The organism is Rhodococcus sp. IEGM 1381 (assembly GCF_030056795.1).
Lineage (GTDB): Bacteria > Actinomycetota > Actinomycetes > Mycobacteriales > Mycobacteriaceae > Rhodococcoides.
The window spans coordinates 44,564-69,301 of record NZ_JASHKQ010000015.1; the positions used below are offsets into that span (position 1 = coordinate 44,564).

A 24,738-nucleotide genomic window follows, 5' to 3' on the forward strand; every position below is an offset into this window, starting at 1 on the left:
GGTTTCGGACGATATAGCGGTGACTGCGCGAAAGATCAAGGCGGGAGCGCTGATTCGGACGGCGATCGTCATTGTGTATGTCGTCGCGGTGCTTGTTCAGGCGCAGAGTGTCGTACTCATGCTGTCCCTCACCGCGATCTGGGGCATCGCCACCGTGGGGCTCGGACTGGTGCTGGGAAGTGCCGGACAGATCTCCCTGTGCCAAGCGTCGTTCGTCCTGGCCGGTGCCTACTTCTACGCAGGAATTACTGTCGACGGTGGTCTACCGCCGTGGGTCGGACTCCTCTGCGCGATCGGAGGTGGCGGCGTCCTGGCACTCGTGGTCTCTCCCGTGTTGCGAGCACGAGGCGACTATCTTGCACTGGCGACCATCACGGTGGCCCTCCTGGTCGATCGCGCGATCAGCACGGGGGACTGGATCCCGGGCGGTAACAGCGGTATCTCCGGCGTTCCGTACCTCGAACTTTTCGGCATCTCTTTCAAGAGTGCGGAGTCGTACCTGATCCTGTCGCTCGTTCTGCTTGCCTTGATCATCATCGGGCTGCATCTGCGGTACGGCAGAAGTCATTCCCGCCGCGCAATCCACGCACTGCACCAGGACGAGAGTGTCTTGGCCGGGTTCGGAGGTAACCCCTGGATGCTCAAGCGTGAAGTCTTCGTGGTGGGAGGACTACTCGGCGGTCTTGCCGGGGGTGTCTACGCGGCAGCCTACGGATTCGTCTCCTCGAACGGGTTCGGTCTCTTCGAGTCTTTCGCCTTGGCCCTAGCGGTGATCATCGGAGGCAACGGCAGACTGATCGGCGCGCTCTTCGGAGCTTTCATCTACCAAGGCAGCTTCGTGGTCCTCGGCGACTATTCCGACTACCGGTTCGCGCTCCTCGGCGTCCTTGTGGTGCTGACCGTTCTGTTCTTTCCCCGCGGACTGTGGCCGAGCTGGGGAGACTTCTCGGGACTTGTTCCGTTGCGTGGCAAACATGCTCGAAAGCCGATCGTGATGGAGACCGACGCCGCACCGGTCGCTGTCGATCCCCTTGCACTCGAGATCAGAGGCCTGACGAAGCGCTACGGGGAGTTGACGGCCGTCGGTGACGTCTCGATCACGTTGACCGCCGGTTCCTTGACGGCCCTCATAGGCCCGAACGGTGCCGGAAAGACGACACTTCTCGACTTGGTAGCGGCTGAGCAACAACCGAGCGCCGGCTCGATCCTCATCGACGGCGCGGACATCACGACCGTCACCCGAAGCGGTCGCGCTCGCGCAGGCATCACCAGGACCTATCAGCGGCTGAGGCTGGTCTCGAGTCTCAGCATCATCGACAACGTCCTGTTGGGTGTCGATCACGGCGCACGTGGAGAGTCCTTCGTGTCGGAAGGGGAGCGCCGCCGCCGCGCCGAACGCGCGCTGGCAGACGTCGGACTGACCGAGGGCCACGAGGACGACGTCGCCGAATTGACCTTCGGTACACGCCGGCTCGTGGAGATGGCTCGCGCCATAGCAAGTCGGCCCCGATTGGTCCTGCTCGACGAGCCGTCATCAGGTCTGAACGACTCGGAGGCTCGGGAATTCGCCGAGGTTGTCCGCGGGCTACACGCGACCGGATGCACCGTGGTCGTCGTGGAGCACAACTTGCCCTTCGTTCGGCTTCTGGCACACGACATCATCGCGCTCGACCGAGGGCGGCTCCTCATGCACGGTCCGACCGAGGAGGTTTTCGCCTCCGCAGAATTCCAGGAGTCGTACGTGGGCCGAGGTCCGCGTGGGCGAACGAAGATCGAGGAGGAGATGTCATGAGCTCGACGGGACTCGAGATCCGGGGTCTACACGCCGGGCATGGTGACCTCGCGGTTCTGCACGGTATCGACCTGGTTGCGCGCCCCGGCGAGCTGGTCCTGCTCGCCGGGCCGAACGGCGCCGGCAAGACCACCCTGTTGACAACCATCATCGGAACGCTTCGCGCGACATCAGGCACCGTCTCGGTGGACGGTTCGGAACTGTCGGGAAAACCGGTGCACGAGCGCACTCGACTCGGCGTGGGTCTGGTGCCCGAGGGGCACGGTCTGTTCCCGGGTCTGACCGTGTGGGAGAACCTCAGAGTCGCGGCCAAAGCAGCGCGCCTGACCGGAGCTGAGGCAGAAGCGGGCATCGCCCGCGCAATAGAGGTGTTTCCGAAAGTCGGTGAACGACTGAGGCAGGATGTCACGACACTGTCGGGCGGAGAGAAACAAATGGTGGCCTTCGGGCGCGCGCTCATCACCGATCCGAAGGTGTTGTTGCTCGACGAGCCGTCGATGGGTCTCGCTCCGATCGTCTGGCATCAAGTTCTGGACACGTGTCGCGCTCTCGCCGATGATGGCCGCGCAGTTGTGCTGGTCGAGCAGCGGGTCATGGAGGCAGTCGGTGCCGCCGATCGCTGCGTCGTACTTCAACAAGGGCGGATCACTCGAGACGAGCCGGCCGAGGGCGCCGACGTCAGCGACCTCACCAGTGACTACTTCGCCACGGGAGCGACATCATGATCGATTTCCTGCAAACGACCGAGTTCGTGTTGACGATGACGGCCGCCTACCTGTTGATCGGACTCGGCTGGAATGTCGTCTACAACACCTGCGGATACCTGAACTTCGCCATCGGACAGTTCTACATTCTCGGTGCGATCCTCAGCTTTCGGTTCCAAAGTTCGTGGGGGATCGACTCGCCCTGGCTCGCAGGGCTGTTGGCTGTCATCTCCGCCGGTGTCATCGCTTTCGTTGCCGAACGGCTCGTCCTTCGCCCTCTTGCCTCGCTGGGCCTCGACGAGCGCGGACTCGCCCCGCTGATTCTGACGATCGGACTCGGTCTGATCCTGGTTCAGGTCTCATTCAAACTGAGTCCGAGCACCGTGACGCGCCCGCAGGAACTACTGCCGGGAACTATCGACGTCGGCGGGGTGCTCATAGCCAAGCAGTCGCTGTTGATGTGGTTCGCGACTGCGGTAGTCGCAGGTGCGCTTTTCATGTTCTTCCGGAGGACGGACATGGGTCGCGCGATGAGGGCCGCAGCCGTAAGTCCGTCGGCTGCCAGAGCTTTGGGATTGCGAGTCGCATCCTTCCGCACGTTGGCTTTCACGCTCTCCGGGCTCCTCGCTGGTTTCGCGGGCTTTCTCATCGCCCCGACCCAGGGGATCGCCTACAACGGCGGGGACGTCATTGCGATCTACTCGTTCATGGCGGTGTCCATCGTCGGACTCGGTCGCGATGGCATGGCCGTCGTCGGTGCGGTGGTTGTCGCATCCATCCAGGGTTACTCGGCGCGCTACCTGGGCCAGAGTGTCAGCGAGGTGATAGTTCTCGTAGCGTTCCTCGGGGTTGTGTACCTCTACGCCGCCCGCGCGGACGGCGGGATTCTGCCCACCAGGCTTCGGGTCGCAATGCGACCGACCCCCACTGAATCCGTCCGGTGAGTGTCAGCGAGGTGATCGCGCAGGCAATCGTTTCCGAGTGCCCGGACACGTCGTTGTTCGGTTTTGTAGGCGACCACGACCCGCGCATTGCACGTGGGCTCGATCAGGACACAGACGTCGTTCGAGTCATGGCTCGACACGATGGCGCGGCCATGGTGATGGTGGAAAGTGTGAATTCGTCATCGACTCCACTGCCGTTCGGGACTTGTCTCCAGTCGACAACGTTCTCGTCCGGTCGATACCGCGCGCGAAACTACGGTCTTGGGGGCGCGCACCCCGAGACGTCCTCGAGGGTGTCGTCGACTTCCCTACGAATATCCGATGAATCGAACTCGTTTGTCAGAGAAGGGTGCATGGGAAGGCGCTTGAAGTGTATTCTGTCTACATGAGTCGATACGACGTGGCAGGCCGGCGAGCACTGGAAGACAGGATCCGGTCGACGGTGCGTCCCGAGCTGGGTGAGATTCCGTTGTTCGTCTACACCGATCCGGACGTCTATGAGCTCGACTTGGAGCGGGTATTCCCCAAAGCCTGGCAGTTCGTCGGTCACGTTTCCGAGGTGCCGAATCCAGGTTCCTTCGTCACTCGAACAATGGGCGAGGAGTCGGTCATCGTAGGTCGTGGCGATGATGCGGTGGTACGCGTGTTCTTGAACGCATGTCGTCACCGGGGCATGAGGCTTGCCTGTGAGGACTTCGGCGAGGTGAACAACTGGCGCTGTCCTTATCACGGCTTCACGTACGGTTCGAAAGGCGACTTCATCGGCACCTTGATGGGCGCGCCGTTCGAGAAGGTCGCATATCCGGAAGGCCTTGACCGGAAGGCCTTTCACCTCGTCGAGGCCCGTACCGAGGTTTACAAGGGTCTTATCTTTGCGACGTGGGCGAAGGAAGGGCTGTCGCTCGAGGACCATCTAGGTAACGCAGCTTGGTATCTCGACCTGATCGTCGGTCGTGCCGAAATGGAAGTCGTCGGTGTTCCTGAGCGGTGGGTCGTCCCTACGAGTTGGCGTCTCCCCGCCGACAACTTCGCATCGGACGCTTATCACACGGCTACGGCTCATTCGTTCTTGACGCGTCTCGGTCTGGTGAAGGGCGTCGACTTCGGGCGCGACGGGTACCACGTCGACCCCGGCGCCGGTCACGGGCTCGGGGTCGGGGTGCACTTCGACGAGAAGTCGTACTTCCCAGCCGAATTGCAGGACGAGTACCGCGACAACCTCGACGCCGGCCAGTTCGAGACGCTGTCGCGGCTGAAGAACATGCACGGCAACATCTTCCCGAACTTCACCTTTCTGATTCCGAATTTCATCGAGGTCGAGGGGAAGCGTGTTGCCGGCGCGATGCTGCGCGTGTGGCAGCCGGCCGGCCCCGGCCGCACACAGGTCTGGTCGTGGCACCTCGTGGAGAAGAACGCGCCTGAGTGGTGGAAGAAGCTCGGGCGCCGGATGTACACGCAGACCTTCAGCTCTTCGGGCATGTTCGATCAGGACGACACCGAGAACTGGGAAATGCAGACCAAATCGTCCGACAACGCCCTGTACCGCGACGACGAGTTCATGCTCCATTACGCGATGGGCATCGACGCGACTCCGTTGAGCAAGGACGAGTTTCCCGGTCCCGGAGATGTTTTCGACGGCAAGTTCAGTGAGTCGGCCGCACGCTCCTATTACGGAGTGTGGCGCAACATGGTGTTGGACGGAGGTTCGCGATGACCCGGCCCCTGGTCGATCTCGCGACGCGCATCGCGCTCGAGGACTTCTACATCCTCGAGGCCGATCTGCTCGACGAGCGACGTTTCGAGGAGTGGCTCGAGCTGTTCGCCGACGATGTCGAATACTTCGCCCCGATCCGGGTGAACCGTAAGAGTCCGGCATCCGATGTCATCGAGGAGCTTGGACACTTCGACGACACCAAGAGCTCGCTGACCCTGCGGGTCAAGCGTCTGAGAACAGACGTGGCGTGGGCAGAGGACCCTCCCTCGTTGACGCGCCGGCTCATCACCAACGTGAGGGTGGTGTCCGTTGGCAGCGAAGCGCTCGTTGTACGCACCAACATGCTGCTCTACCGCAGCCGGGGCGATCTGGGTGCTCACGATCTGATCGTCGGCCAGCGGCAGGACACTCTTCGTCCACACGAGGACGCATGGCTGATCTCGAACCGCCGCATCCTTCTCGACCAGGCATCCATGTCCACCAAAAACTTGGGGGTTTTCCTGTGAAAGTCAATCTCGATCTGTCCGTCTGCCAGGGATACGCGAACTGCCTGGCCGCAGCGCCCGAATTTTTCGACATCGACGATAGAGGACAGGCTGTCCTCCTCAAGATCGTCGCCGAGACAGCCGAGGAGCAGGCCGCCGTCCTGGCGGCCATCCCGATGTGCCCGGTCATGGCTATTTCGGTGGACGAAGGGTGATCCGAGGGGATGAGGGTTTCCCCATGCCTCACTAATAGTGTATACAGTTTACACATGGCTTTCACACGACCTCGGAGGAGCAGCATGAGTCTTGCCATCATCAACATCGGCCTCAGCCACATCGGCGATTCCTCAGGTACAGGTCTCGCAGGCGACGCGATGATCATCCGGGAGGGTCTGATCGAGTGGATCGGCGACAGTGCGGATGTGGGTCACGACGACCACGAAGTTCTCATCGATGCTCGGGGCGTCGGAGCCGTACCGGGACTCATCGACTCCCATGTGCACTCGACCTTCGGTGACTTCACTCCGAGACAACAGACCGTCGGCTTCCTCGAGAGCTACGTGCACGGGGGAGTCACACGTGCCATCAGTGCCAGCGAGGTACACGTCCCCGGGCGGCCCACCGACCCGGAGGGTGTCAAAGCACTGGCGATCGCGGCGCAGCGTTCGTTTCAGAATTTCCGTCCCGGAGGCATGACAGTGCACGCCGGGTCGGTCATCCTCGAACCCGGACTCACCTACGACGACTTCGCCTACCTGCGTGAGCAGGGAGTGTGGCTGGCCAAGGGCGGCTTCGGTGCCTTCTCGTCGCCCTACGACTACGTGCCGATCGTGCGGGACGCACGTAAAGCCGGCATCGTCGTCACGGTCCACACAGGTGGCGGGAGCATCCCCGGCACGTTGGAGCGAATGGACGCGGCAGCGCTTCTCGAGATCAAACCCGACGTGTCGTTTCACTCGAACGGTGGACCGACGGCCATGACGCCCGAGGACAACGAGCGGCTCGTCGTCGAGGGGTCCATGGCGCTGCAACTCGTGATGGCCGGGAACCTTCGATCGTCGCTGGACCTGTGCCGTCTGGCCACTCAGCACGGTCAACTCGACCGAATCCTGATCGCCAGCGATACGCCGACAGGTACCGGAGTGGTCCCGCTGGCGCTCTGGCATCTCAGTGCCGAACTCGTGTCCCTGGGTGGATTGTCGGTCGAGGAAGCTATCGCCTCCATGACCGGACGGGTCGCCGATGTCTTCGGGCTCCAGGCCGGCCGTCTCGAGGTCGGCCGCCCCGCTGACCTACTCCTTCTCGACGCACCGCTCGGGTCGGTCGGTACCACCTGGGCCGAAGCGCTCGAGGTCGGCGATGTGCCCGGTGTGTGCTCAGCCATCACCGACGGCGTCGTCCGATACACGAAGAGTCGCAACACGCCCGCTGCCGGCCGCTCGATCACAGTCCGGGGCCACGCCTCGGACTCCTCATCCGCGGGTCACTGACCCTCCATCACGAAAGGAGCCACATGAACCAACTCGAAGTGCGCACCTGGTACACCTCGGTCGAGGAAGTGCACCACGACAACGGCCCCCGCGCCGATGTCCCACTGATCAAGGCGGCTGTCACGGCCGTCATCAAGAATCCCTACGCCGGCAGGCCGTTCAGCGACGACTTGTCGGAACTGCTCGAACCCAGCGGTGATCTGGCGATCGAGCTGGTGCGTAGGTGCAAGGCTGCGCTCGGCGGTGCCGAGGCAGAGAGCTGCGGCAAGGGCGCCGTCGTCGGCCTCGCCGGCGAGCAGGAGCATGGTGTCGCCTGCCTCACGACCCCATTCGGCGACGCGATGCGCGACGGCATCGGAGGTACCGGCTGGGTCACCTCTGCCACGAAGATGGGGACCGTCGGAACGGTGATCGACGTGCCGTTGGCATACAAGAAGGCATTGTTCGTCCGGGAGTTCTACGACGCCATCACGGTGTCACTGCCGACAGGGCCCCGCGCGGACGAAATTGCTGTCATCGCCGCTATGGCCACCCGCGGTCGACTCCATCACCGCATCGGTGGGCTCACCAAGGCCGACGCCGTGGGAGATGGACTGCGATGAGCAAAGGACTTCTGTTCTCTCAGATGGCCCCTCCTGCCGACCTACGCGAGGATTTCGACGACTGGTACGACTCCGAACACATCCCGCAGAGGATGGCCATCCCCGGATTCAGTCATGCCTTGCGTTACCGCCAGGATGCCGAGCCTTGGCACCTGGCGTGCTACTTCCTCGACGACATGGCGGCGCTCGATACCCCGGAATACGACGACCTGAAGAAGAACCCTCCGGAGCGGACCGCTCGCATTCTGGAACGTGTCGACGGCTTCACGCGCTATATCACCGACCAGATCTCCGATACCTCACCCGAACTCGCGTCGGATGCCACCGGTACAGATCACACGCTGTACGTGGTCGCCTTCTCCGTGCCGGACGAGGACCGTGCGGAGTTCGACGGCTGGTACGAAGACGAGCACGTCCCACTCCTCATGAAGGTGCCCGGCTGGCTCCGCGTCCGACGTTTCCTCGTACGGCCCGGCTTCGCCGGCCATCCCTGGACGCACCTGGCGCTGCACGAGATCGCGAACCCGGCTGTGCTCGACGCACCGGAGCGGGCAGCAGCACGAGACACCCCACGACGGGACGCCCTGGCGGCGAAACCGTGGTTCACCAGCGGGAGATGGGTCTACGAACCCTTCTCCATCTCTCACTCCACCTCGAAAGGCAATTAGACATGGCACTCGCGTACCGCCGTAGCGACATCAAGGAACGTGCACTCACCGAATGGGAGGGTGGCTGCGCTGTCACCCTGCCTTCGTTCTCGGAGGACTTCTCCGGTCTGAACGAAAACGGCATTCGTCACGACATTGCTCGCGCCGCTGAACTGGGATTCTGGGGAACGCTGGTCGCCTCCGAGAGCGGCACGACGTTCGAGGAGTACAAGCGCTTCCTCGAAGTCGCCATGGAAGCAGCTCCGGAGGGGTTCAAGATCGTGGCCCACCTGAGCTTCGACACGGTGGAGCAGTCCCTCGAGGTAGCGCAGCTTGCCACCGCACTCGGCGCCGAGGCGGGCCTGCTGTCCTACCCGCCTGCATTCCGTCCCAAGAGCGCTGCCGACATCGTCGAGCACACGCGCTACATCACCGACCGCACCGATTTGGCGATGATCCTCTTCGGCGCGTCGACATGGGGATTCAAACCCCTCGCCCCCAACGGCTTCCCGGTCGAGGCGATGGTGGAGATGAGCAAGATCGAGACCGCGGCCGCGCTCAAGTACGAAGGCGGCGGAAGTGCGCTGATGACGTCGTTCGTCGAGGTCCACGAAAAGTGCAGTCCGTACGTCATCGTTCAGAACCCGATGGAGCAGCACGCTCCGGCGCTGTCGAAGATGTTCGGCGTGCGCTGGTGGGGGACAAGTGGATACGACTCCTACGGTGATCGTGTGCCGCGCGTCATGAGCGAGTTGAACGCCGGACGGTTCGACGAAGCGATGAAGATCTTCTGGAGCTACAACGCCGGCCGAGAGGCGAAGGGCGCCTTCCACGGCACCTTCGCGGGAGCCAACCTGATCCATCGAAACGGGTGGAAGTACATGTCGTGGCTGCACGGCTTCAACGGTGGACTGCTGCGTATGCCGCAGATGCGCATCGCGCCGGGACAGATGAAGTCACTGCGCGGCGGCCTCGTCGCCTCCGGCTTCGAGTTCCCGGACGACGATGCTGACTTCTACGCCGGCAGGGTTCGGTGACGATCCATCTCGACAGCGGCGTGATCGGCGGTCTCTGCGACGAAACCGTGGCGTTCGACGCCGCCGTCATGGCGTTGGAATCGCAGCGCGCCGGCGCGGAGCAACTTCCCCCGCGGATCGACGTCGATGTCGCCACCGGGTTCCTCCGGGTCATGCCCGCCGCTCTCGGTGAATTCATGGGAGCCAAGATCATGACCCTGGCGAGGGGAGTGGGCAATCGCTATCTGATCCTGGTCTATCGGCAGGACAGCGGCGAGTTGCTCGCGACGCTGGACGCCGCTGAGATCACCAAGTACCGCACTGCGGCGACGACGGCATTGGCGGGGCACCTGCTGGTGCCGGATGGAGTGTCGTCCCTCGGGCTGATCGGTACCGGCTTCGAGGCCGAGGGTCACCTGCGTGCATTCGCGCGCCTGTGGCCCTTGAGCCACGTGTCCGTCTACAGCCGCTCGCAGGACAAGCGAGAGAGCTTCGCTGCTCGGATGAGTACCGATCTCGGTATCGACATCGTGGCCGTGGATTCGGCGGACGCAGTGTGCGCCGCTCACGCCGTCACGGTTCTGGCGACCAAGGCGAGTGAGCCGGTGGTGAACGGTAAGTCGTTCGCCCGCGGTGCCACGGTGCTGTCGATCGGCTCGACCAGACCGGACCTACGGGAGTTGGACGACGACACCTTCGCCAGGGCCCATTCGGTGTTGGTCGACGACGTCGCGCAGGTGCTGACGGAATCCGGCGACGTTGCCGCAGCATTGGCGTGCGGCGCGCTCTCGGACGGGGCACTGGTGTCCCTTCCCGAGTGGGCAGGGCCACGACTCTCCGACCCGGAGCGGGATCTCGCTGTCTTCAAGTCGGTCGGTACCGCCGTGCAGGATCTTGCACTCAGTGCTGTCCTGATAGCGAAGGCCGCGGAGGCGGGCCTCGGTCGTGACATCGGAAATTTGAGCGAGTTGAAGACCGGAGCCCCGGTGAGAAAGAAGGAACTGGCATGACGACACAGGACTATTCGCCCCTCGCGACCGAAGGAATGCCGAGCGGGTTGTTGATCGGCGGCACATGGGTCGACGTCGACAGCACTTTCGATGTGATCGATCCAGCCACCGGAGATGTCATTGCATCCGTCGCCGACTCGTCTGTCGACCAGGCCATGGGCGCACTGGATTCGGCCGTGGCTGCTGCATCCCGGTGGGCGGCGACGTCGACTCGAGAACGCGCGGAGTTGTTGAGGCGCGCGTTCGATCTGCTGACGGAGCAGCGCGAGGACTTCGCGCGCCTTATTTCCCTGGAAATGGGCAAGCCCATCGCCGAAGCGCGTGCCGAGGTGGATTACGGTGCGGAGTTCCTGCGGTGGTACTCCGAGGAGGTATCGCACATCCAGGGTGATTATCGGACCTCGCCGGACGGCGGTTCCCGCATGCTCATCTCGCGGCGTCCGATCGGCCCGTGCCTGCTGATCACACCCTGGAACTTCCCACTGGCGATGGCCACGCGGAAGGTGGCCGCGGCCATTGCGGCCGGTTGTACTTCTGTGTTGAAGCCGGCGGCGCAGACGCCGTTGACCTCGCTGAAGTTTGCCGACCTTCTGGTGTCGGCCGGCCTTCCCGACGGCGTCCTGAACGTGGTCACGACCCGCAACGCACGCGGGGTATGCGCGGCACTTCTGTCCGACGGTCGTATCCGCAAGGTTTCGTTCACCGGCTCGACCCTGGTGGGGCGCGCTCTGGTCGCGCAGTGCGGCGAGAACATCGTCCGACCGTCGATGGAACTCGGTGGCAACGCCCCGTTCATCGTGACCGCCGACGCCGATCTGGACAAGGCGGTCGACGGAGCGATGATCGCCAAGATGCGCAACATGGGCGAGGCGTGCACGGCCGCCAACCGCTTCCTGGTTCACGAATCGCTGGTCGAGGAATTCGGCCGTCGGCTCAGCGAGCGGATGAGCGCCCTCGTGGTGGGTCATGGGTTGGATACCCAGACCCAGGTAGGACCGGTCATCGACGAGACTGCACGCGCGAAGCTGACAGAGTTCGTGTCCGACGCAGTCCACCGGGGGGCCCGTCTGACTGCAGGCGGTAAGGCGATGACGGGTCCGGGCACATTCTTCGAGCCGACCGTGCTGACCGACGTCAGTCCCGATGCCAACGTCTTCCGAGAGGAAATCTTCGGACCGATCGCCGCGGTGACGAGCTTCCGCGACATCGACGACGCGATCTCCATCGCTAACTCCACCGAGTACGGGCTTGTGGCGTATCTGTACACCTCGGGTGCCGAAGAAGGACTCCGCATCGCTGCACGTCTGGATTTCGGGATGGTCGCTCTGAACCGGCCCATCGTGTCCAACGCGGCTGCGCCGTTCGGCGGTATCAAACAGTCCGGTCTCGGACGCGAGGGGGGTCGAGAAGGTCTTCACGACTACCTCGACCTGCAGTACGTGGCCGTCGATGCGTGAGGGGCGTAAGCCGGCCGGCACCCTCGAGAGGATCGTCGTCACGGTACCTGATCCTCAGGAAACGGCAGCGTTCTTCGCAGACGGATTGGACCTCGAGATCATCGAAGTCGACGACCGTCTCATGGCAGTCTGCGAAGGCGAGTACCACGCAGGACGCGGTCAGGGTGCGATCGAATTGGTATCGGGGGTGGAGTTGTCGGTGCGAGACCTTGTGTTCGCACTCCCTGCCGATGCCGAGTTGGGTGAGCTCTCGCGACTGCTCGGGGCCACCCGGTCCTCCGACACGTCGGTCTCGGTCGTCGATCCGACGACCGAGATCCGGATGTCCTTCGAACTCGAGTCGAACCTTCATGTGGACCTGCCACCGAAATCTGTCCTGAGACCGCGGCGGATGGGGCATGTGAATCTGAAGTCGCCTTCGCCTACGCGCACAGCCAACTTTCTCGAAGAGACACTGGGCCTTCGCCTTTCGGAGTACATCGGGGAGGATTTGTACTGGCTCAGGACTGGTAGTGAGCATCACAATGTCGCGCTTCGTCCCGGAGGGATCCGAGCTGTCCATCATCTCGGACTGGAGGTAGGTGGCTGGCACGCCTACCAGCCGGTCCTGGACCACCTCGACAACGCGGGATTCAAGATCGAGTACGGTCCGGGTCGTCATCGTCCCGGTCGAAGCTTGTTCGTGTACGTATGCGATCCGAGCTCGGGACTGCGCATCGAACTGTTCTCGGACATGGTTCACATTCTCGATGATGAGAGCGAAGCCATTGGATGGCAGCCGGGCGACCGTATGACCAAGACGTTGAACACGTGGGGCCCATTGCCTCCGCCGTCCTTCATGGAATGAGGACCGCGCGTCGGCGAGGGAGCTCAAAGGGCTCAATCGACAGCGCTATTCGGTAGAGGTCTCTTTGTATACGTAGACATTTGAATGGAGTCATAGTGGCATCAGCTGAGAACACGCGTTACGGGTCGGATTTGATCGTCGACTTGTTGATGGAGTCGGGTATCGAGCATGTCGCGTTCAATCCGGGGGCGAGTTTCCGGGGGATTCACGATTCGTTGGTGCACACTCCGAATGCGCCGGAGATTTCGTTGTGTATGCACGAGATGGTGGCTGTCAGTATGGCGCAGGGGTATTCGAAGGCTGCGGGTAAGCCGATGGCGGCGATGTTGCACAATGTGGTCGGGTTGCAGAATGCGAGTATGGCGATCTACAACGCGTGGTGTGATCGTGCTCCGATGTTGTTGATCGGTGGGACGGGGCCGAAGTCGAAGGCTCGGCGTCGGCCGTGGATCGATTGGATTCATACGGCGTCGGTGCAGGCGAACATCGTGCGTGACTTTCTGGTGTGGGACGACGAGCCGCACGATGTGTACAGCATCGAGGAGTCGATGGCGCGTGCTCGGTCGGCGGCGACCAGTGCCCCCGGGGGGCCTGTCTATCTGTGCTATGACTTCGATCTTCAGGAAGATCCGTTGCCGGCTGATTTCGTCGCGGGTGGGATCGGCCGATTCCCGGTGCCGAGTGATCCGGCGCCAAGTGTTGCCGATACCGCGTGGCTCGTCGATGTGCTGCGCCGCGCGGTGCGCCCTGTCGTGTTGGCGGGGTACGCCGGCGAGACGCCTGAAGCATTCGGTGACCTGGTCGCGTTGGCGGAAGCCCTGGGCGCTCCCGTCATCGATACCGGTGTGCGCCACGCCTTTCCCACGACGCACCCGCTCGCCGGCATGCACGTCGAGGGTCTTCTCGGCGAGGCGGATGTTGTTCTGGCGCTCGATGTCGAGGACATTCACACTCCGTTGCGTGAGCGGCGCGGTGATCGTGGTTTGACGCTGTTGAATGTGTCCTTGTCGAGTCTGAAGTTGCGGTCGTGGGCGCACGACTACCAGGAGATGGTGCCCGGGGATCGTCACGTGACGGCGTCCTCGTCAGCGGCGGTGTCGGCGATTCTGTCGCGTCTGCGGGCGGAGCCGCTCGATGTGGACCTCGTTGCCCGTCGCACGTCGGAGATCGGTGAGCGTGTTCGTGCGGCGCGTGCGCGGTGGTGGGCGTCGGGTGCGCAGGCGACGGCGGACGGGTCGGTTCCGTTGGAGCGGTTGCAGGTGGAGTTGGCGCGGGCGTTGGACGGTACGGATTATGTGTTGGGGGGCGGGACGAACAGTCACCTCGAGCATCGGTATCTGGCGTTGGATCGGCCGAGGCAGTACGCGGGGTGGGGTGCCGGTGGCGGTTTGGGTTATGGCGTCAGCGGTGCGCTGGGGGTGGCGTTGGCTCAGCAGCCGGGGACCATCACGGTCGATGTTCAGAATGACGGTGACCTGTTGTTTCTGCCGTCGGCGTTGTGGACTGCTGCGCACAAGTCTCTTCCGGTGTTGATCGTGGTGAACAACAACCGTCAGTACGGGAACACTGTGGGGCATTCCATCGAGATCGGGCGTGCGCGCGGGCATCGTGAGGATCGCCGGTATGTCGGTGCGGGTTTGTCGGATCCGCCGGTCGATCTGGCGGGGATGGCGCGGTCGTTCGGTATCTGGGGGTCGGGGCCCATCTCGGACCCCGACGTGTTGGCCGAGCAACTCTCCGAGGCTGTCGCCGTGGTGCGGTCCGGTCGTCCTGCCCTCCTCGACGTCCTCACACCCGGCCTCTGAAGGGCGTCGATCGGCTTCGGTACGACCACCATAAGGATGACGGGGGACCAGACCCGACGGGGGGTGACGCGTGTCGGCCAAGGCGCGCCCATCCAGTGGTCACGGTTGTCGGGTGTCCCGACTCAGGGGACAGGTACTCGCCACAGTCCACCTTGACGACGTCCGTCTCGGACGGATACTTGTCACATGACCGACATCGATGTCTCCGGACTGCCTCGCTACAGCAGGACCGGCCGGGGAGCTCCCATGCTCCTGATTCATGGAATCGGGCACCGTCATCACATGTGGGACCCGGTGATTCCGATACTGGCAGAACACTTCGACACCGTCTCGATCGATCTCCCGGGCTTCGGAGAGAGCGAGCCGCTCGGTGATGCACCTTCACCGGCACGGCTGGCGGATCGGGTGGAGCTGTTGTTGGACGAACTCGGATGGAGCAGTGCGCACCTCGTCGGGAATTCGCTCGGCGGTTGGCTCTCGCTGGAGCTCGCGCGCCGTGGTCGGGCGAGGTCGGTGTGTGCACTCATGCCCGCCGGTCTGTGGCGTTCTACGGGCGGCACTGCTCGTGTGCGACGGCAAGTGCTCTTCTCCGTGTGGGTCAACGGTTCTCGCCTTCCGGGTGCGGCGTCTCTCATGCGTCGCTCGATGCTGCGGACCGTCGTCCTGTTCGGCCTGTTCGGACGTCCGTGGCGCATTCCGTCGGCGGTGGCCGCGGACGATGCACGTAACCTCGCTACGTGCGACTTCGACCGCACGATGTCTGCACTGGAAGGCACCCGCTTCGACGGCGGTCATGAGATCGATGTCCCGATCACGGTGGTCTTCGGGGGCAGGGACCCGCTCATCCGTGCAGCGGAAACCGACTTGGGGAAGCTGCCGTCGCTCGTTGCGGTCGTCGCACACAAACATCTCGGGCACGTTCCGACGTGGGACGATCCCGATCTGGTGGCTGCCGTCATCGAGGACTCGACCTCGGCGTGACGCGGTGATCGTGGATAACTCGCGGGTCTGCATCAGCAGACGCCGATGACGTCGGCCTCGTTCGCGCCGCACGAATGATCGTGGAGGCCGAGCGCGGCGAGGCCGGTCGGCAGATCCTGCACACCGTCGCGGCGTACCTCGATCGGGTGGCTATCGACGCGTGAGCGCAGCGCGCGCCCTGCTCTCGAGAATCCTGCGTTCCATCAGGAGTACCGTTTTGCGCATCCTCGGACGGAGAATCATGTTCCACAGCGCGCCGGTGAACACTCCGCGAAACTTGTCGACGCCTCGGAGTGCGCCCGGCACATACACTTTGCGGCGGCGCCGGACGATGGCGTCGACGAGAGCGTCGGCGCCTCGACCCGGACTGCGATGGCAGCCGCACAGCGAGTGGGTCCGGCGCCTACCAGTCAGTGCCTAAAGGCACCCAGAGAGCCGGAGTCTCGCGGCTCGATAAGATCGATGTCGATCTCGGTGGGTGTACCGGCCGACCATGGCGGAGTCGGTACGATCATCCGGGAGAGGTGACGAGGTCCACCGCTCGATATCTGATTGATTTCCTTACGGAATCGGGTACGCCCGGCGCTGGGTGTCAGCGAGATGAACGCCGGTTGCGATTCGACCTCGCCGATGAGAGTGGAAACAGGACACTGACGTGACAGCACGTTCACCCGCTGTGAGCACCGTGGAGATGTCGCGTTTCCTTGTGCTCGCGCGCGTGCTGAACTTCACGCGTGCTGCCACGGAAATGCACATCACACAACAACTCTTGAGTGCGCAGATCAAACACCTGGAGCGTGAGATCGGGACTCCGTTGTTCACGCGGTCGACACACCGAGTCGAGCTCACGGCCGCGGGTCACGAATTTCGGTCTGCGGTCGACACCGCGCTCGAATCGTTCGAACGTGGAGTGCAGCGAGCACGGCGAGCGGGGTCCCCATCGGACCGTATTCTCACGATAGGTTTTCTCGCCCATTCGATCGACCTTCAGGTTGAGGCCATCGACGTGATGCAGGATCGACATGCCGAACTCACGCTCGCATTCCGTTCTCACGTTTTCGACGATCCGTTCAACGGCTTGCTGGCAGGCACCACGGACGTCGCCTTGCTCTCGCACCACGCGGGTCATCCAGACATCGAGACGATGACCGTGATGGCAGAGGATCGAGTGTGCTTGGTACCCAACGGGCACGTTCTGGCCCAGCGGCGCTTCCTCACGCCGGCCGACTTTCTGGACCTGCCCGCAATCGTGATCGACGGTGCGGACAACATGCCTGCGGTCAAGGCATGGAGTGATGCTCTTGCGCTCAGCGAAGAAATTGGATCGCGCCCCGTCGGAGCGTCGGTGGGAACAGCACAGGAATGGTTGCTTGCGGCCGCAGGAGGCAAGGGCTTCTCCACGGCGCCGATGTCCGTCACTCGGTACACCGCTCACCCCGGTGTGAGTGCTGTTCCCGTGATCGACGTGACGCCGCTCCTCGTCAGCGTGGGGTGGGTCAGGGGCCGAAAATCCTGTCTCGTACAGGAATTTGTCGATGTGGTTGCCCGCTTGGCGCGCGACTCTCGCGGAGATACGACGTTGTGAGCACGTCTACGATCGCAGCCGCCATCGGTTCTACTCCGACGCGATTCCTCGGTAGTCGAAGAATCCTTGACCGCTCTTGCGGCCCAACGTCCCGCGGTTCACGAGTTCCGTCATGACATCAGCTGCGACGGAGGGAAGTGCGGGGTTCGTTTCGAGTCGGTGCTTCTCGATCGCGAGCACCACGTCGAGCCCGATCTCGTCCATGATCGAGCAGGGACCCCACTCGAGACCGGTGTCCACCTTCCAGATCGAGTCGATGACCTCGGCCGTGGATGTCCCGTCGGCGATCATGAGACACGCTTCGCGCGTCAACGCCTCCAGCAGTCGGTTGAACGGGAACCCTGCGTCCGCCTTCTCCGACCGGAAAGGGTGAAGTCCGAACGTCGTCAGGACCTCCTCGACACCCTTCACCACCTCGTCGGTCGTGTGTTCGCTGCTCATCACATCGACTGCTAGGTAGTGGGGCGGATTGTGGAAGTGCACGTTCAACACGCGTTCTGGTGTGCTCAGCACGTCCATGAAGTCTGCGACGACGTACGACGACGAGTTCGACGCAACGATTGCGGTCGGTTCTGCCAACCGGTCGAGTTCGCCCAAAATGTCCCGTTTCACTGACGCTGATTCCGGGGCCGCCTCGACGATGAACCCTGCCCCCGACACAGCGTCGGCGATAGTGTCGTGCAGCTCGACTGTGCCGATGCGGTGACCCTTCTCCTCACCCCCGAGCTGGGCGACCACGGCGGGAAGTTGGCCGAGGATGAACTGGCCGGCACTTTCCCTGGCTGCTTCCGACGGATCGTACAGTCGTACGACACCGCCGCGACTGGCAAGCATCAGGCCGATACGGCGGCCCAGCATTCCTGACCCGATGATCGTCACCGGGCGTCCGGTGATGTTGTCGGCGATCGATGTCATGTCGATGATCAACTCCTCGTGATGGGTGATTGTGCAGATTCGCGATGCGCGACCACCGCTCTGGGGTGGGCCACGTCACCTGACGGGACAGCGCGACATGAAGTCTGCAAGCAGAAGCGAACAAGTGGAAACAGCAAGAAGCTGTCGACCGACGTGATTTGCTTGTAACCGCGGTGGCGTATCCGAATCGCGACGTGGGTGTCCGGAGTGCGCACGTGATGTACGCGAACGTCTTGGAGGCGAGCCGGCGGTTCAATACAGTCGCTTCATGGCTTCAGACTCATCTCGATTCGAGTTGGTGCGGTTACTGATTCGAGTGGATCAACTCAATGCCCTGTCGGATTTTCTCCGTGGAAATCCCTATTTCGATCAACCGGAGGTGGTGTCGTCCAGGGTGTTGCACGCGGTGACCGGGGACGAGGTGGTCTTGGTGATCGAGTGGGCGGACGCCGATGCCTCGAAGCGCGCACTGTCGTCATCGGTCGGATCGGCATTCGTCGAGGGAATCGGCGAATTCCTCACCGGCCCACCGAGTATCGCTCACTACCGGAGCGATCGGTGATCACGCCTCCGGTGCCGACGGGCATCTCGGTGAATGACCTGCGAGTGGGCTCGGCGTCCGTGGTCGATGTCGGTGATCGGAAAATTCTTCTGGTCCGGCTCGACAGCGGCGTACGAGCCACCTCTCCATGGTGTACGCATCTTCGGACCCTGCTCGGTGACCAACCGGTCGACGCAGACGGTCTGGTGGAGTGCCCCCTGCACGGTGCGCTGTTCGACACCGTGGACGGGTCGTTGCAGCTGGGGCCCACGTGTGGCCCACTTCCTGTTCACGCCGTGGAGGTGGCAGACGACGGAATGATTTCGGTCGGGTTCAGCGCGGACGACAGAACGGGCGATGCCGGTGATTCCGCCGGTAAACCCAAACGCGCAACGAGTTTCGGTTCCTGGTGATGATGTGCCCGGGGTACGACAGTGCAGTACGGACAGTGAGGGTTGTGGTATGACGATTACACCGACACGCGCGTGGAGCAATATTCTCGCGGACGGGACCGATCTCCGTGATCTCGTGGACGAAGCGGGGGGTCACATCTCTCGGCGCATCTACGGTGACCCGGAGATATTCGAGTTGGAGAAGGAACGAATCTTCCGTCGGGCATGGAACTTTCTCGCGCACGAGTCCGAGTTCACCAAACCAGGCGACACGATCACACGCACACTCGCCGGCGAGCCGGTGGTGCTGATAATGGGCGACGACCATAAGGTCCGTGCGTTCCTGAACTCGTGCCGACATCGCGGTATGCGCGTGTGTCGCGCGGACCGAGACAACCTGAAATTCATGCGGTGCGTGTACCACGGGTGGGCCTACAACCGAGATGGGTCGCTCGCAGGTGTGTTCGCCGAGCAGTTGTACGACGAGTCACGGTTGGTGAAGGAAGAGTTGGGCCTGATCCCGGTGACGCAGGTCGATTCGTACGCGGGGTTCATCTTCGGTACGTGGAGCGCCGAGGCGCCCGCCCTGGGAGACTTCCTGGGGAAGATGACCTTCTATCTGGATCTGATCGCCAACCGAACCCCGGCCGGCACCGAGGTTGTCGGTGTCCCCCACGTATGGGAGGCGGCCGCGAACTGGAAGTTCGCCACGGACAACTTCACCGGTGACAATTTCCACATCTACACCGCTCACGGCAGCATGGTGGAACTGGGTCTGGTTCCGGCCGATCCGATGGCGTTGTCGGGTGGGTATCTGATCCAGGCAGAGGGCGGGCACGTCCTGCATGTCGTTCCGGGCCCGCCGGACTACAACTACCTCGGAGTGCCGCGCGACATGATCCCGCGGATGAACAGCACCCTGAGCACAGAGCAACAGCAGGTGATGGAGAACATTTCCTTCAGCGTGGGGACGGTGTTCCCGAACTTCTCTTTCCTGCACGTGTTGGTGGCCAGGGCCGAGGGGCTGCCGCCGACCCCGTTCCTGTCGTTCCGGTTCTGGGAGCCCGTGGCTCACAATCGCACGCGGATCCACTCCTATCTGTTCGTGGACAAAGACTCTCCGCAGTCGTTCAAGCAGGAGACAGCGGAGGCATACGTGCGGACGTTCGGCCCGTCGGGAACGTTCGAGCAGGACGACACCGAAAACTGGGAGGACTGCACAGCGGTCAACAGCGGGAAGATTGCGCAGCGCTACAACCTGCACCACGGCATGGCCCTCGACGTGCCGGCGGATCCGACGTTCCCCGGCCCCGGCCACGCGTACCCCGGTTCCTACGGGGAGCGCACCCAGCTCGCCTTCTACGGGGAATGGCTCCGCTGGTTGACCGAGACGGACCCTGCGGCTGCTCGGTCGGAGAACGACCGATGACCGGCGTGAACGCCGCAAAGTCGGCATGCGGGAACGGATCGGCTCTCCATAACGAGGTGCTGGACTGGATCACCCGGGAGGTCCACCTGCTCGATAGCGGTCTTCTCGACGACTGGTACGCCACCCTTCACCCGGAGATCTCCTACATGATGCCGGTGCGGCTCAGTTTGATGCCGAAGGACGGGGCCGGTTTTCGTGACGACATGGACTACTACATGGACGATCACGCCTCCATCCGAATGCGCATCAACCGACTGGCCACGAACATGGCATGGGCCGAACAGCCCGGATCCCGCACCCGCCATCTCGTGACGAACACGACTGTCGCACATGCCGGTGACGACTACGCTGTGACGTCACAGTTCTTCGTCACACGAGCACGGTCCGACCAGACGCCGGACCTGTTCCCCGGCCGACGCGACGACGTGCTCACCCGCGCGCCCAATGGTGAACTGCTGCTCAGGAATCGCCGTATTCTGCTCGACCAGACGGTGCTCAAGTCCTTCAACCTGAGTTTCTTCATCTAGTCACGCGGGCCTGTCGGACACGTTCCTTCATGAGCACTGTGGTCATTCGGGGAAAGCACATCCACAGGATCACGGTGTCGCTCGGCCTGACCGACGCGTACGGCAGGCCGAGCGGCACCGTGCCGTCATGGCCCGGTTGGTCCTCGACTCCGTGCCCGCGGTCCCTTTCTCACTGCCGCACCCGCGATCACCGACTCGTCCGTGTCGAGACGGCGGACGATATCGCATCCTGGAATCTCGAGGAGACAACATGAAGACGTTCGATCGCATCGTCGTCGTCGGTGCGTCGCTGGCCGGCGTTCGGGCAGCGGAAGCGCTACGACGCGAAAGCTTCTCGGGAACACTGACCATCATCGGGGACGAGGAGGCCATGCCCTACGACCGTCCACCGTTGTCCAAAGAGGTCCTTCGCGGCGAATGCAGCGATGACGACACCGCACTGACCATCGACACGGACCTCGACGCGTGCTGGTCACTCGGGGACGCGGTGGCCTCGATCGACTCGGTCGAGAAGAATGTGACGACACTCGGTGGTCGAACTATCCCGTACGACGGGTTGGTCATCGCGACCGGCAGCGGGTCGAGAACGCTGCCGGCATTCGGCGCCTCGTCGGACACCGTGCACCACATCCGTTCGAGAGCATCCGCGAGGCGACTGGCAGACGCGCTGACACCTTCGACCCGTCTGTTGATCATCGGATGCGGATTCATCGGCATCGAAATCGCGTCGTCGGCCCGAGCCGTCGGTGCGCGGGTCACAGTGTGTGGCATGGATGCTCCTCTGGCTCCGGCCGGCCCGCTGGCCAGCGCGCGCGTACGAGCCTTGTCGGACCACGCCGGCATCGAGACTCACGTCGGACACACTGTGTCCGCGGCCGAGCACGTCGACGGTGTTCACCACGTCGAGTTATCGGACGGGACCCGAATCGAGGCCGATCACGTCGTCGTCGCTGTCGGTGCCCGGCCCAACGTGGGGTGGCTGGATGGAGCCGGCGCCGACATCTCCGACGGCGTGCTCTGTGATTCGACGCTGCATGTGCTCGGAATGAACGACGTCGTGGCCGCCGGCGATATCGTGCGATGGCCGAACGCCGCCTTCGGCGGGATGACGATGCGAGTGGAGCACTGGAGCAACGCGGTCGAACAAGCCGGCGCGGCGGCGACCGCGCTGCTCGCCGGGAGTACGGCCGAACCGTTCGGGTCGATCCCCAGTTTCTGGTCAGACCACTTCGGAACCCGATTGTCCAGCGTCGGTCTCCCTCGACTCGCGAACCGATTCGACGTCGTCGCAGGATCACCCGACGACGATTTCTGTGCTCGCGCCTATGTCGACGACACGCTTGTCGGAGGCATTGCGTACGGACTCACGCGTCCGCTGGCGGCTGTCCGAGCGGCTTTGGACCGAACAGTCGTCGACATCCCGATGGCGGTGGTCTGACATGCCCACAGATCAGGGGAAGCGCTGGCTCGAAGACGACGTCGCGCTCGTGACCGGCGGGGGTTCCGGGATCGGGCGCGCCGTGGTCGACCGGTACATCGCCGAGGGCGCACGTGTCGTGGTCGCCGACATCGACGAGTCACGACTGGACGACGTACGCAACGAGCACGGGGACCGGGTTGCGACCATCGTGACCGACGTTCGCTCGGGCACACAGAACGATGCCGCGGTTGCGTTGGCGCTCAGTGCGTTCGGCAAGTTGGACATCGTCGTCGCGAACGCGGGGCTCGGTGATCGGTTCACCGAACTGGTGGACTTACCGGCCGACCGTATCGATGACGCTTTCGCGCAGATCTTCGACGTCAATGTCAAAGGCCTCATCCACATCGCCAAAGCAGCACTCCCGGCTCTGGTGTCCTCACGGGGATGCATCGTGGTCACGCTGTCGAACTCGTCTTTCTGGCCGGACGGCGGCGGGGTCGTATACATCGCGAGCAAGCACGCGGCCCTGGGGGTGATGCGGCAATTGGCGCACGAGTTCGCGCCTCACGTCCGGGTCAACGCCGTGGCACCTGGCGCTACGAGGACCAGCATCGCCAGCCCGGCCGCGTTCGGGACTGCGGTATCGGGCCCTCAGCGTGCGGGCGGTGGTGGAGGAGATGTCGACTCCATTGCGGCGATTGCTCCGCTGCGCGTCTTTTCCTCGCCTGAAGACCACACCGGCGCATACCTGTTGCTCGCCGCCGGATCGGAGAGCGGAGCGATGACCGGAACCGTCATCGAGTCGGACGGCGGACTGGGCGTTCGAGGATTGAGACGGGTGCGCGGTGGAGATGGTCTACCGGCCCGCCTGTTGGGTAGTCGCGATTGAGTGCTGTGGCACCGGGTGATGCGCCTCTGCCGACCGGACTCGCCCGAAGGCACAGCCGGCTGCGGTCGGACCGGACAAAATGCCGTCTGACCGGCGCAGATGGCACTGCTCCACAAAGTCTCGCCCCGCGCCTTTCGGTGAAACGGGTGTAGCATCACTCTTTACCATCTGGTCCGGTTGGGGTGTCACGCAGTTGCTTAGCCGATTCGAATAATCGGGTTTTGTTCTGCGCGCGGAGTCCAGGAGCATCAATGTCGAACATGCCGATCATGCTGGGGTTGGAAGGCTATCCGGTGTTCACCGGCGCCGACTTCGAGCAGGCGAGCGCCATGGTGTCCGGAATCATCAACCCTCACAAGGCATGGATGAAGTCCGTCGACCGCTCCCGCCTCAATGTTCGCTTCTTCGCCTCTCAACAGGGCGCTGTGACATTCTCCTATCTGCGATACGGGACCGAAGTAGAGATCAGCGCACCGGATCCGGCGTCGTGCTACTGCCTGATGCTGCCGGTCGATGGTTCGGCCCTCGTCCAGTGCGGTGGCGAGCGCATCCTCACGTCGTCGACTCTCGCGTCGGTGCCGTCCCCCGGAGCGCCGCTACGAATGACGTGGTCGGCAGATGCCGCGCTGGCGATCGTTCGCATCGAACGTGAAGCAGTGGAAGAGCATCTCCGTGGCCTCGTACACGGGCCGTTGACGGTGCCGCTGGAGACGAAGTTGAGTCTCGACTTCGGCGGACCCCGAGGCTCGCGGTGGCGCTCGGTGTTCGAGCTGCTGAGGGCGGACGCCGCGCAACGTCAGATGGACCCGTCAGGCCTGAGTACTCGCGCCAGCGCATCGGTGGTCAACGAACTGGTACTCAATGCCCTCCTGCTCTGGCATCCGAACAACTACTGGGAGCGCCTCGAGCGTCACGACCGTCCCGCACGTGCTCCCTACGTGCGGCACGCTATCGACTTCGCTCGGGAACATCTCGGCGAACCGATCACGGTGGCGATGATGGCCCAGCACGCGGGGGTGAGCATTCGGGCGCTGCAGGCCGGCTTCACTCGGGATGTGGGCTGCTCGCCGTCCGAGTACGTTCGCGACATTCGGCTCGACGAGGTGCGCCGCGAACTGATCCAGTCCGACCTCGCAAACCCGAGAGTCACGGACATTGCACTCAAGTGGGGTTTCTCCCACGTCGGTAGATTCGCGCACACGTACCACCAGCGCTTCGGCGAGTTGCCCTCGGAAACACTGCGGTCGCGACTTCGCACCCATTCGTGACCCCGAGGCGAGCCGCAAGAACGGTGCCGGCTGACGGTGAGCTGCCTTCCGTCACATAAGTCACGCTGACCGTGCCGTCGGGCAGTTCCGCTGTCGCCCTGTGTGCTGTGCGCGCCGTTCGTGACACTCCGGTCGATGCATGCGGTCATGACTGCGAGCAAAGACGCGATCAGGTGTGAGTTTTTGTCGCCGTGCGTGTTTCGGACATGAGACGTCGCGAACCGGCTGGCGGCGCCATCGTCACTCGCTTAACGTTGCCTGGAATTAGGAGTGACCTG

Annotated in this window: 24 protein-coding genes; 23 read left to right on the plus strand and 1 reads right to left on the minus strand. The window is 63.2% G+C overall.

The window, feature by feature from the left end:
- The first annotated feature begins 19 nt into the window (after positions 1-19).
- The 16 genes from QM797_RS22065 to QM797_RS22145 all read left to right on the plus strand — a co-directional run bounded on the left by QM797_RS22065 (position 20) and on the right by QM797_RS22145 (position 17,079).
- Positions 20-1,792 carry a branched-chain amino acid ABC transporter ATP-binding protein/permease gene (locus QM797_RS22065; RefSeq protein WP_283277801.1) on the plus strand — a complete coding sequence of 591 codons (1,773 nt, stop codon included), beginning with the start codon at positions 20-22 and terminating at the stop codon, positions 1,790-1,792.
- On the plus strand, positions 1,789-2,517 hold the full coding sequence (locus QM797_RS22070; RefSeq protein WP_283277802.1) for a branched-chain amino acid ABC transporter ATP-binding protein: 729 nt from the start codon (positions 1,789-1,791) through the stop codon (positions 2,515-2,517). Before QM797_RS22065 ends, QM797_RS22070 begins: the two co-directional genes overlap by 4 nt.
- Entirely contained in the window at positions 2,514-3,440 is a 927-nt protein-coding gene (locus QM797_RS22075; RefSeq protein ID WP_283277803.1) for a branched-chain amino acid ABC transporter permease, read from the plus strand. The genes QM797_RS22070 and QM797_RS22075 overlap by 4 nt, the downstream gene beginning before the upstream one ends.
- A 385-nt stretch (positions 3,441-3,825) precedes the next feature.
- A complete protein-coding gene (locus QM797_RS22080; RefSeq protein ID WP_283277804.1) occupies positions 3,826-5,154 on the plus strand; it encodes an aromatic ring-hydroxylating oxygenase subunit alpha in 1,329 nt (442 codons plus the stop codon).
- On the plus strand, positions 5,151-5,660 hold the full coding sequence (locus QM797_RS22085; protein WP_283277805.1) for an aromatic-ring-hydroxylating dioxygenase subunit beta: 510 nt from the start codon (positions 5,151-5,153) through the stop codon (positions 5,658-5,660). Before QM797_RS22080 ends, QM797_RS22085 begins: the two co-directional genes overlap by 4 nt.
- Complete coding sequence (locus QM797_RS22090) at positions 5,657-5,854, plus strand: ferredoxin (RefSeq protein WP_283277806.1); 198 nt, start codon at positions 5,657-5,659, stop codon at positions 5,852-5,854. Before QM797_RS22085 ends, QM797_RS22090 begins: the two co-directional genes overlap by 4 nt.
- A gap of 84 nt (positions 5,855-5,938) precedes the next feature.
- On the plus strand, positions 5,939-7,129 hold the full coding sequence (locus tag QM797_RS22095; protein WP_283277807.1) for an amidohydrolase family protein: 1,191 nt from the start codon (positions 5,939-5,941) through the stop codon (positions 7,127-7,129).
- Positions 7,130-7,152: 23 nt separating this feature from the next.
- Positions 7,153-7,731 (plus strand): amino acid synthesis family protein, encoded by a 579-nt coding sequence (locus QM797_RS22100; RefSeq protein WP_283277808.1) that lies wholly within the window; start codon positions 7,153-7,155, stop codon positions 7,729-7,731.
- Positions 7,728-8,399: an EthD domain-containing protein gene (locus QM797_RS22105; RefSeq protein WP_283277809.1), complete on the plus strand. Its 672-nt coding sequence runs from the start codon at positions 7,728-7,730 to the stop codon at positions 8,397-8,399. The genes QM797_RS22100 and QM797_RS22105 overlap by 4 nt, the downstream gene beginning before the upstream one ends.
- A 2-nt stretch (positions 8,400-8,401) precedes the next feature.
- Positions 8,402-9,415, plus strand: coding sequence for a dihydrodipicolinate synthase family protein (locus QM797_RS22110; protein WP_283277810.1), 1,014 nt, complete (start codon positions 8,402-8,404; stop codon positions 9,413-9,415).
- A complete protein-coding gene (locus tag QM797_RS22115; protein ID WP_283277811.1) occupies positions 9,412-10,404 on the plus strand; it encodes an ornithine cyclodeaminase family protein in 993 nt (330 codons plus the stop codon). The genes QM797_RS22110 and QM797_RS22115 overlap by 4 nt, the downstream gene beginning before the upstream one ends.
- Positions 10,401-11,861, plus strand: coding sequence for an NAD-dependent succinate-semialdehyde dehydrogenase (locus QM797_RS22120; protein ID WP_283277812.1), 1,461 nt, complete (start codon positions 10,401-10,403; stop codon positions 11,859-11,861). The genes QM797_RS22115 and QM797_RS22120 overlap by 4 nt, the downstream gene beginning before the upstream one ends.
- Positions 11,854-12,708, plus strand: a complete 855-nt coding sequence (locus QM797_RS22125) for a VOC family protein (protein WP_283277813.1) — start codon at positions 11,854-11,856, stop codon at positions 12,706-12,708. Before QM797_RS22120 ends, QM797_RS22125 begins: the two co-directional genes overlap by 8 nt.
- Before the next feature lie 95 nt (positions 12,709-12,803).
- On the plus strand, positions 12,804-14,513 hold the full coding sequence (locus tag QM797_RS22130; RefSeq protein WP_283277763.1) for a thiamine pyrophosphate-binding protein: 1,710 nt from the start codon (positions 12,804-12,806) through the stop codon (positions 14,511-14,513).
- A gap of 186 nt (positions 14,514-14,699) precedes the next feature.
- Positions 14,700-15,494 (plus strand): alpha/beta fold hydrolase, encoded by a 795-nt coding sequence (locus tag QM797_RS22135; protein WP_283277814.1) that lies wholly within the window; start codon positions 14,700-14,702, stop codon positions 15,492-15,494.
- 748 nt (positions 15,495-16,242) lie between these two features.
- Positions 16,243-17,079 carry a LysR family transcriptional regulator gene (locus QM797_RS22145; protein ID WP_502942378.1) on the plus strand — a complete coding sequence of 279 codons (837 nt, stop codon included), beginning with the start codon at positions 16,243-16,245 and terminating at the stop codon, positions 17,077-17,079.
- Positions 17,080-17,109: 30 nt separating this feature from the next.
- Here QM797_RS22145 and QM797_RS22150 read toward each other — a convergent pair whose 3' ends face one another.
- On the minus strand, positions 17,110-17,994 hold the full coding sequence (locus QM797_RS22150) for a 3-hydroxyacyl-CoA dehydrogenase family protein (protein ID WP_283277815.1): 885 nt from the start codon (positions 17,992-17,994) through the stop codon (positions 17,110-17,112).
- A gap of 268 nt (positions 17,995-18,262) precedes the next feature.
- Between QM797_RS22150 and QM797_RS22155 the strand changes: the two genes are divergently transcribed.
- The 7 genes from QM797_RS22155 to QM797_RS22185 all read left to right on the plus strand — a co-directional run bounded on the left by QM797_RS22155 (position 18,263) and on the right by QM797_RS22185 (position 24,460).
- Positions 18,263-18,556 carry an NIPSNAP family protein gene (locus QM797_RS22155; RefSeq protein ID WP_283277816.1) on the plus strand — a complete coding sequence of 98 codons (294 nt, stop codon included), beginning with the start codon at positions 18,263-18,265 and terminating at the stop codon, positions 18,554-18,556.
- Positions 18,553-18,948: a Rieske (2Fe-2S) protein gene (locus QM797_RS22160; RefSeq protein ID WP_283277817.1), complete on the plus strand. Its 396-nt coding sequence runs from the start codon at positions 18,553-18,555 to the stop codon at positions 18,946-18,948. The genes QM797_RS22155 and QM797_RS22160 overlap by 4 nt, the downstream gene beginning before the upstream one ends.
- 49 nt (positions 18,949-18,997) lie before the next feature.
- A complete protein-coding gene (locus tag QM797_RS22165; protein ID WP_283277818.1) occupies positions 18,998-20,356 on the plus strand; it encodes an aromatic ring-hydroxylating oxygenase subunit alpha in 1,359 nt (452 codons plus the stop codon).
- Entirely contained in the window at positions 20,353-20,883 is a 531-nt protein-coding gene (locus QM797_RS22170) for an aromatic-ring-hydroxylating dioxygenase subunit beta (RefSeq protein WP_283277819.1), read from the plus strand. The genes QM797_RS22165 and QM797_RS22170 overlap by 4 nt, the downstream gene beginning before the upstream one ends.
- Positions 20,884-21,133: 250 nt before the next feature.
- Positions 21,134-22,321, plus strand: a complete 1,188-nt coding sequence (locus tag QM797_RS22175) for an NAD(P)/FAD-dependent oxidoreductase (RefSeq protein WP_283277820.1) — start codon at positions 21,134-21,136, stop codon at positions 22,319-22,321.
- Position 22,322: 1 nt separating this feature from the next.
- Positions 22,323-23,192 carry an SDR family NAD(P)-dependent oxidoreductase gene (locus tag QM797_RS22180; protein WP_283277821.1) on the plus strand — a complete coding sequence of 290 codons (870 nt, stop codon included), beginning with the start codon at positions 22,323-22,325 and terminating at the stop codon, positions 23,190-23,192.
- A gap of 251 nt (positions 23,193-23,443) precedes the next feature.
- The gene (locus QM797_RS22185; RefSeq protein WP_283277822.1) at positions 23,444-24,460 is read left to right on the plus strand and encodes an AraC family transcriptional regulator; all 1,017 of its coding nucleotides are present in this window, start codon (positions 23,444-23,446) and stop codon (positions 24,458-24,460) included.
- Positions 24,461-24,738 lie beyond the last annotated feature (278 nt).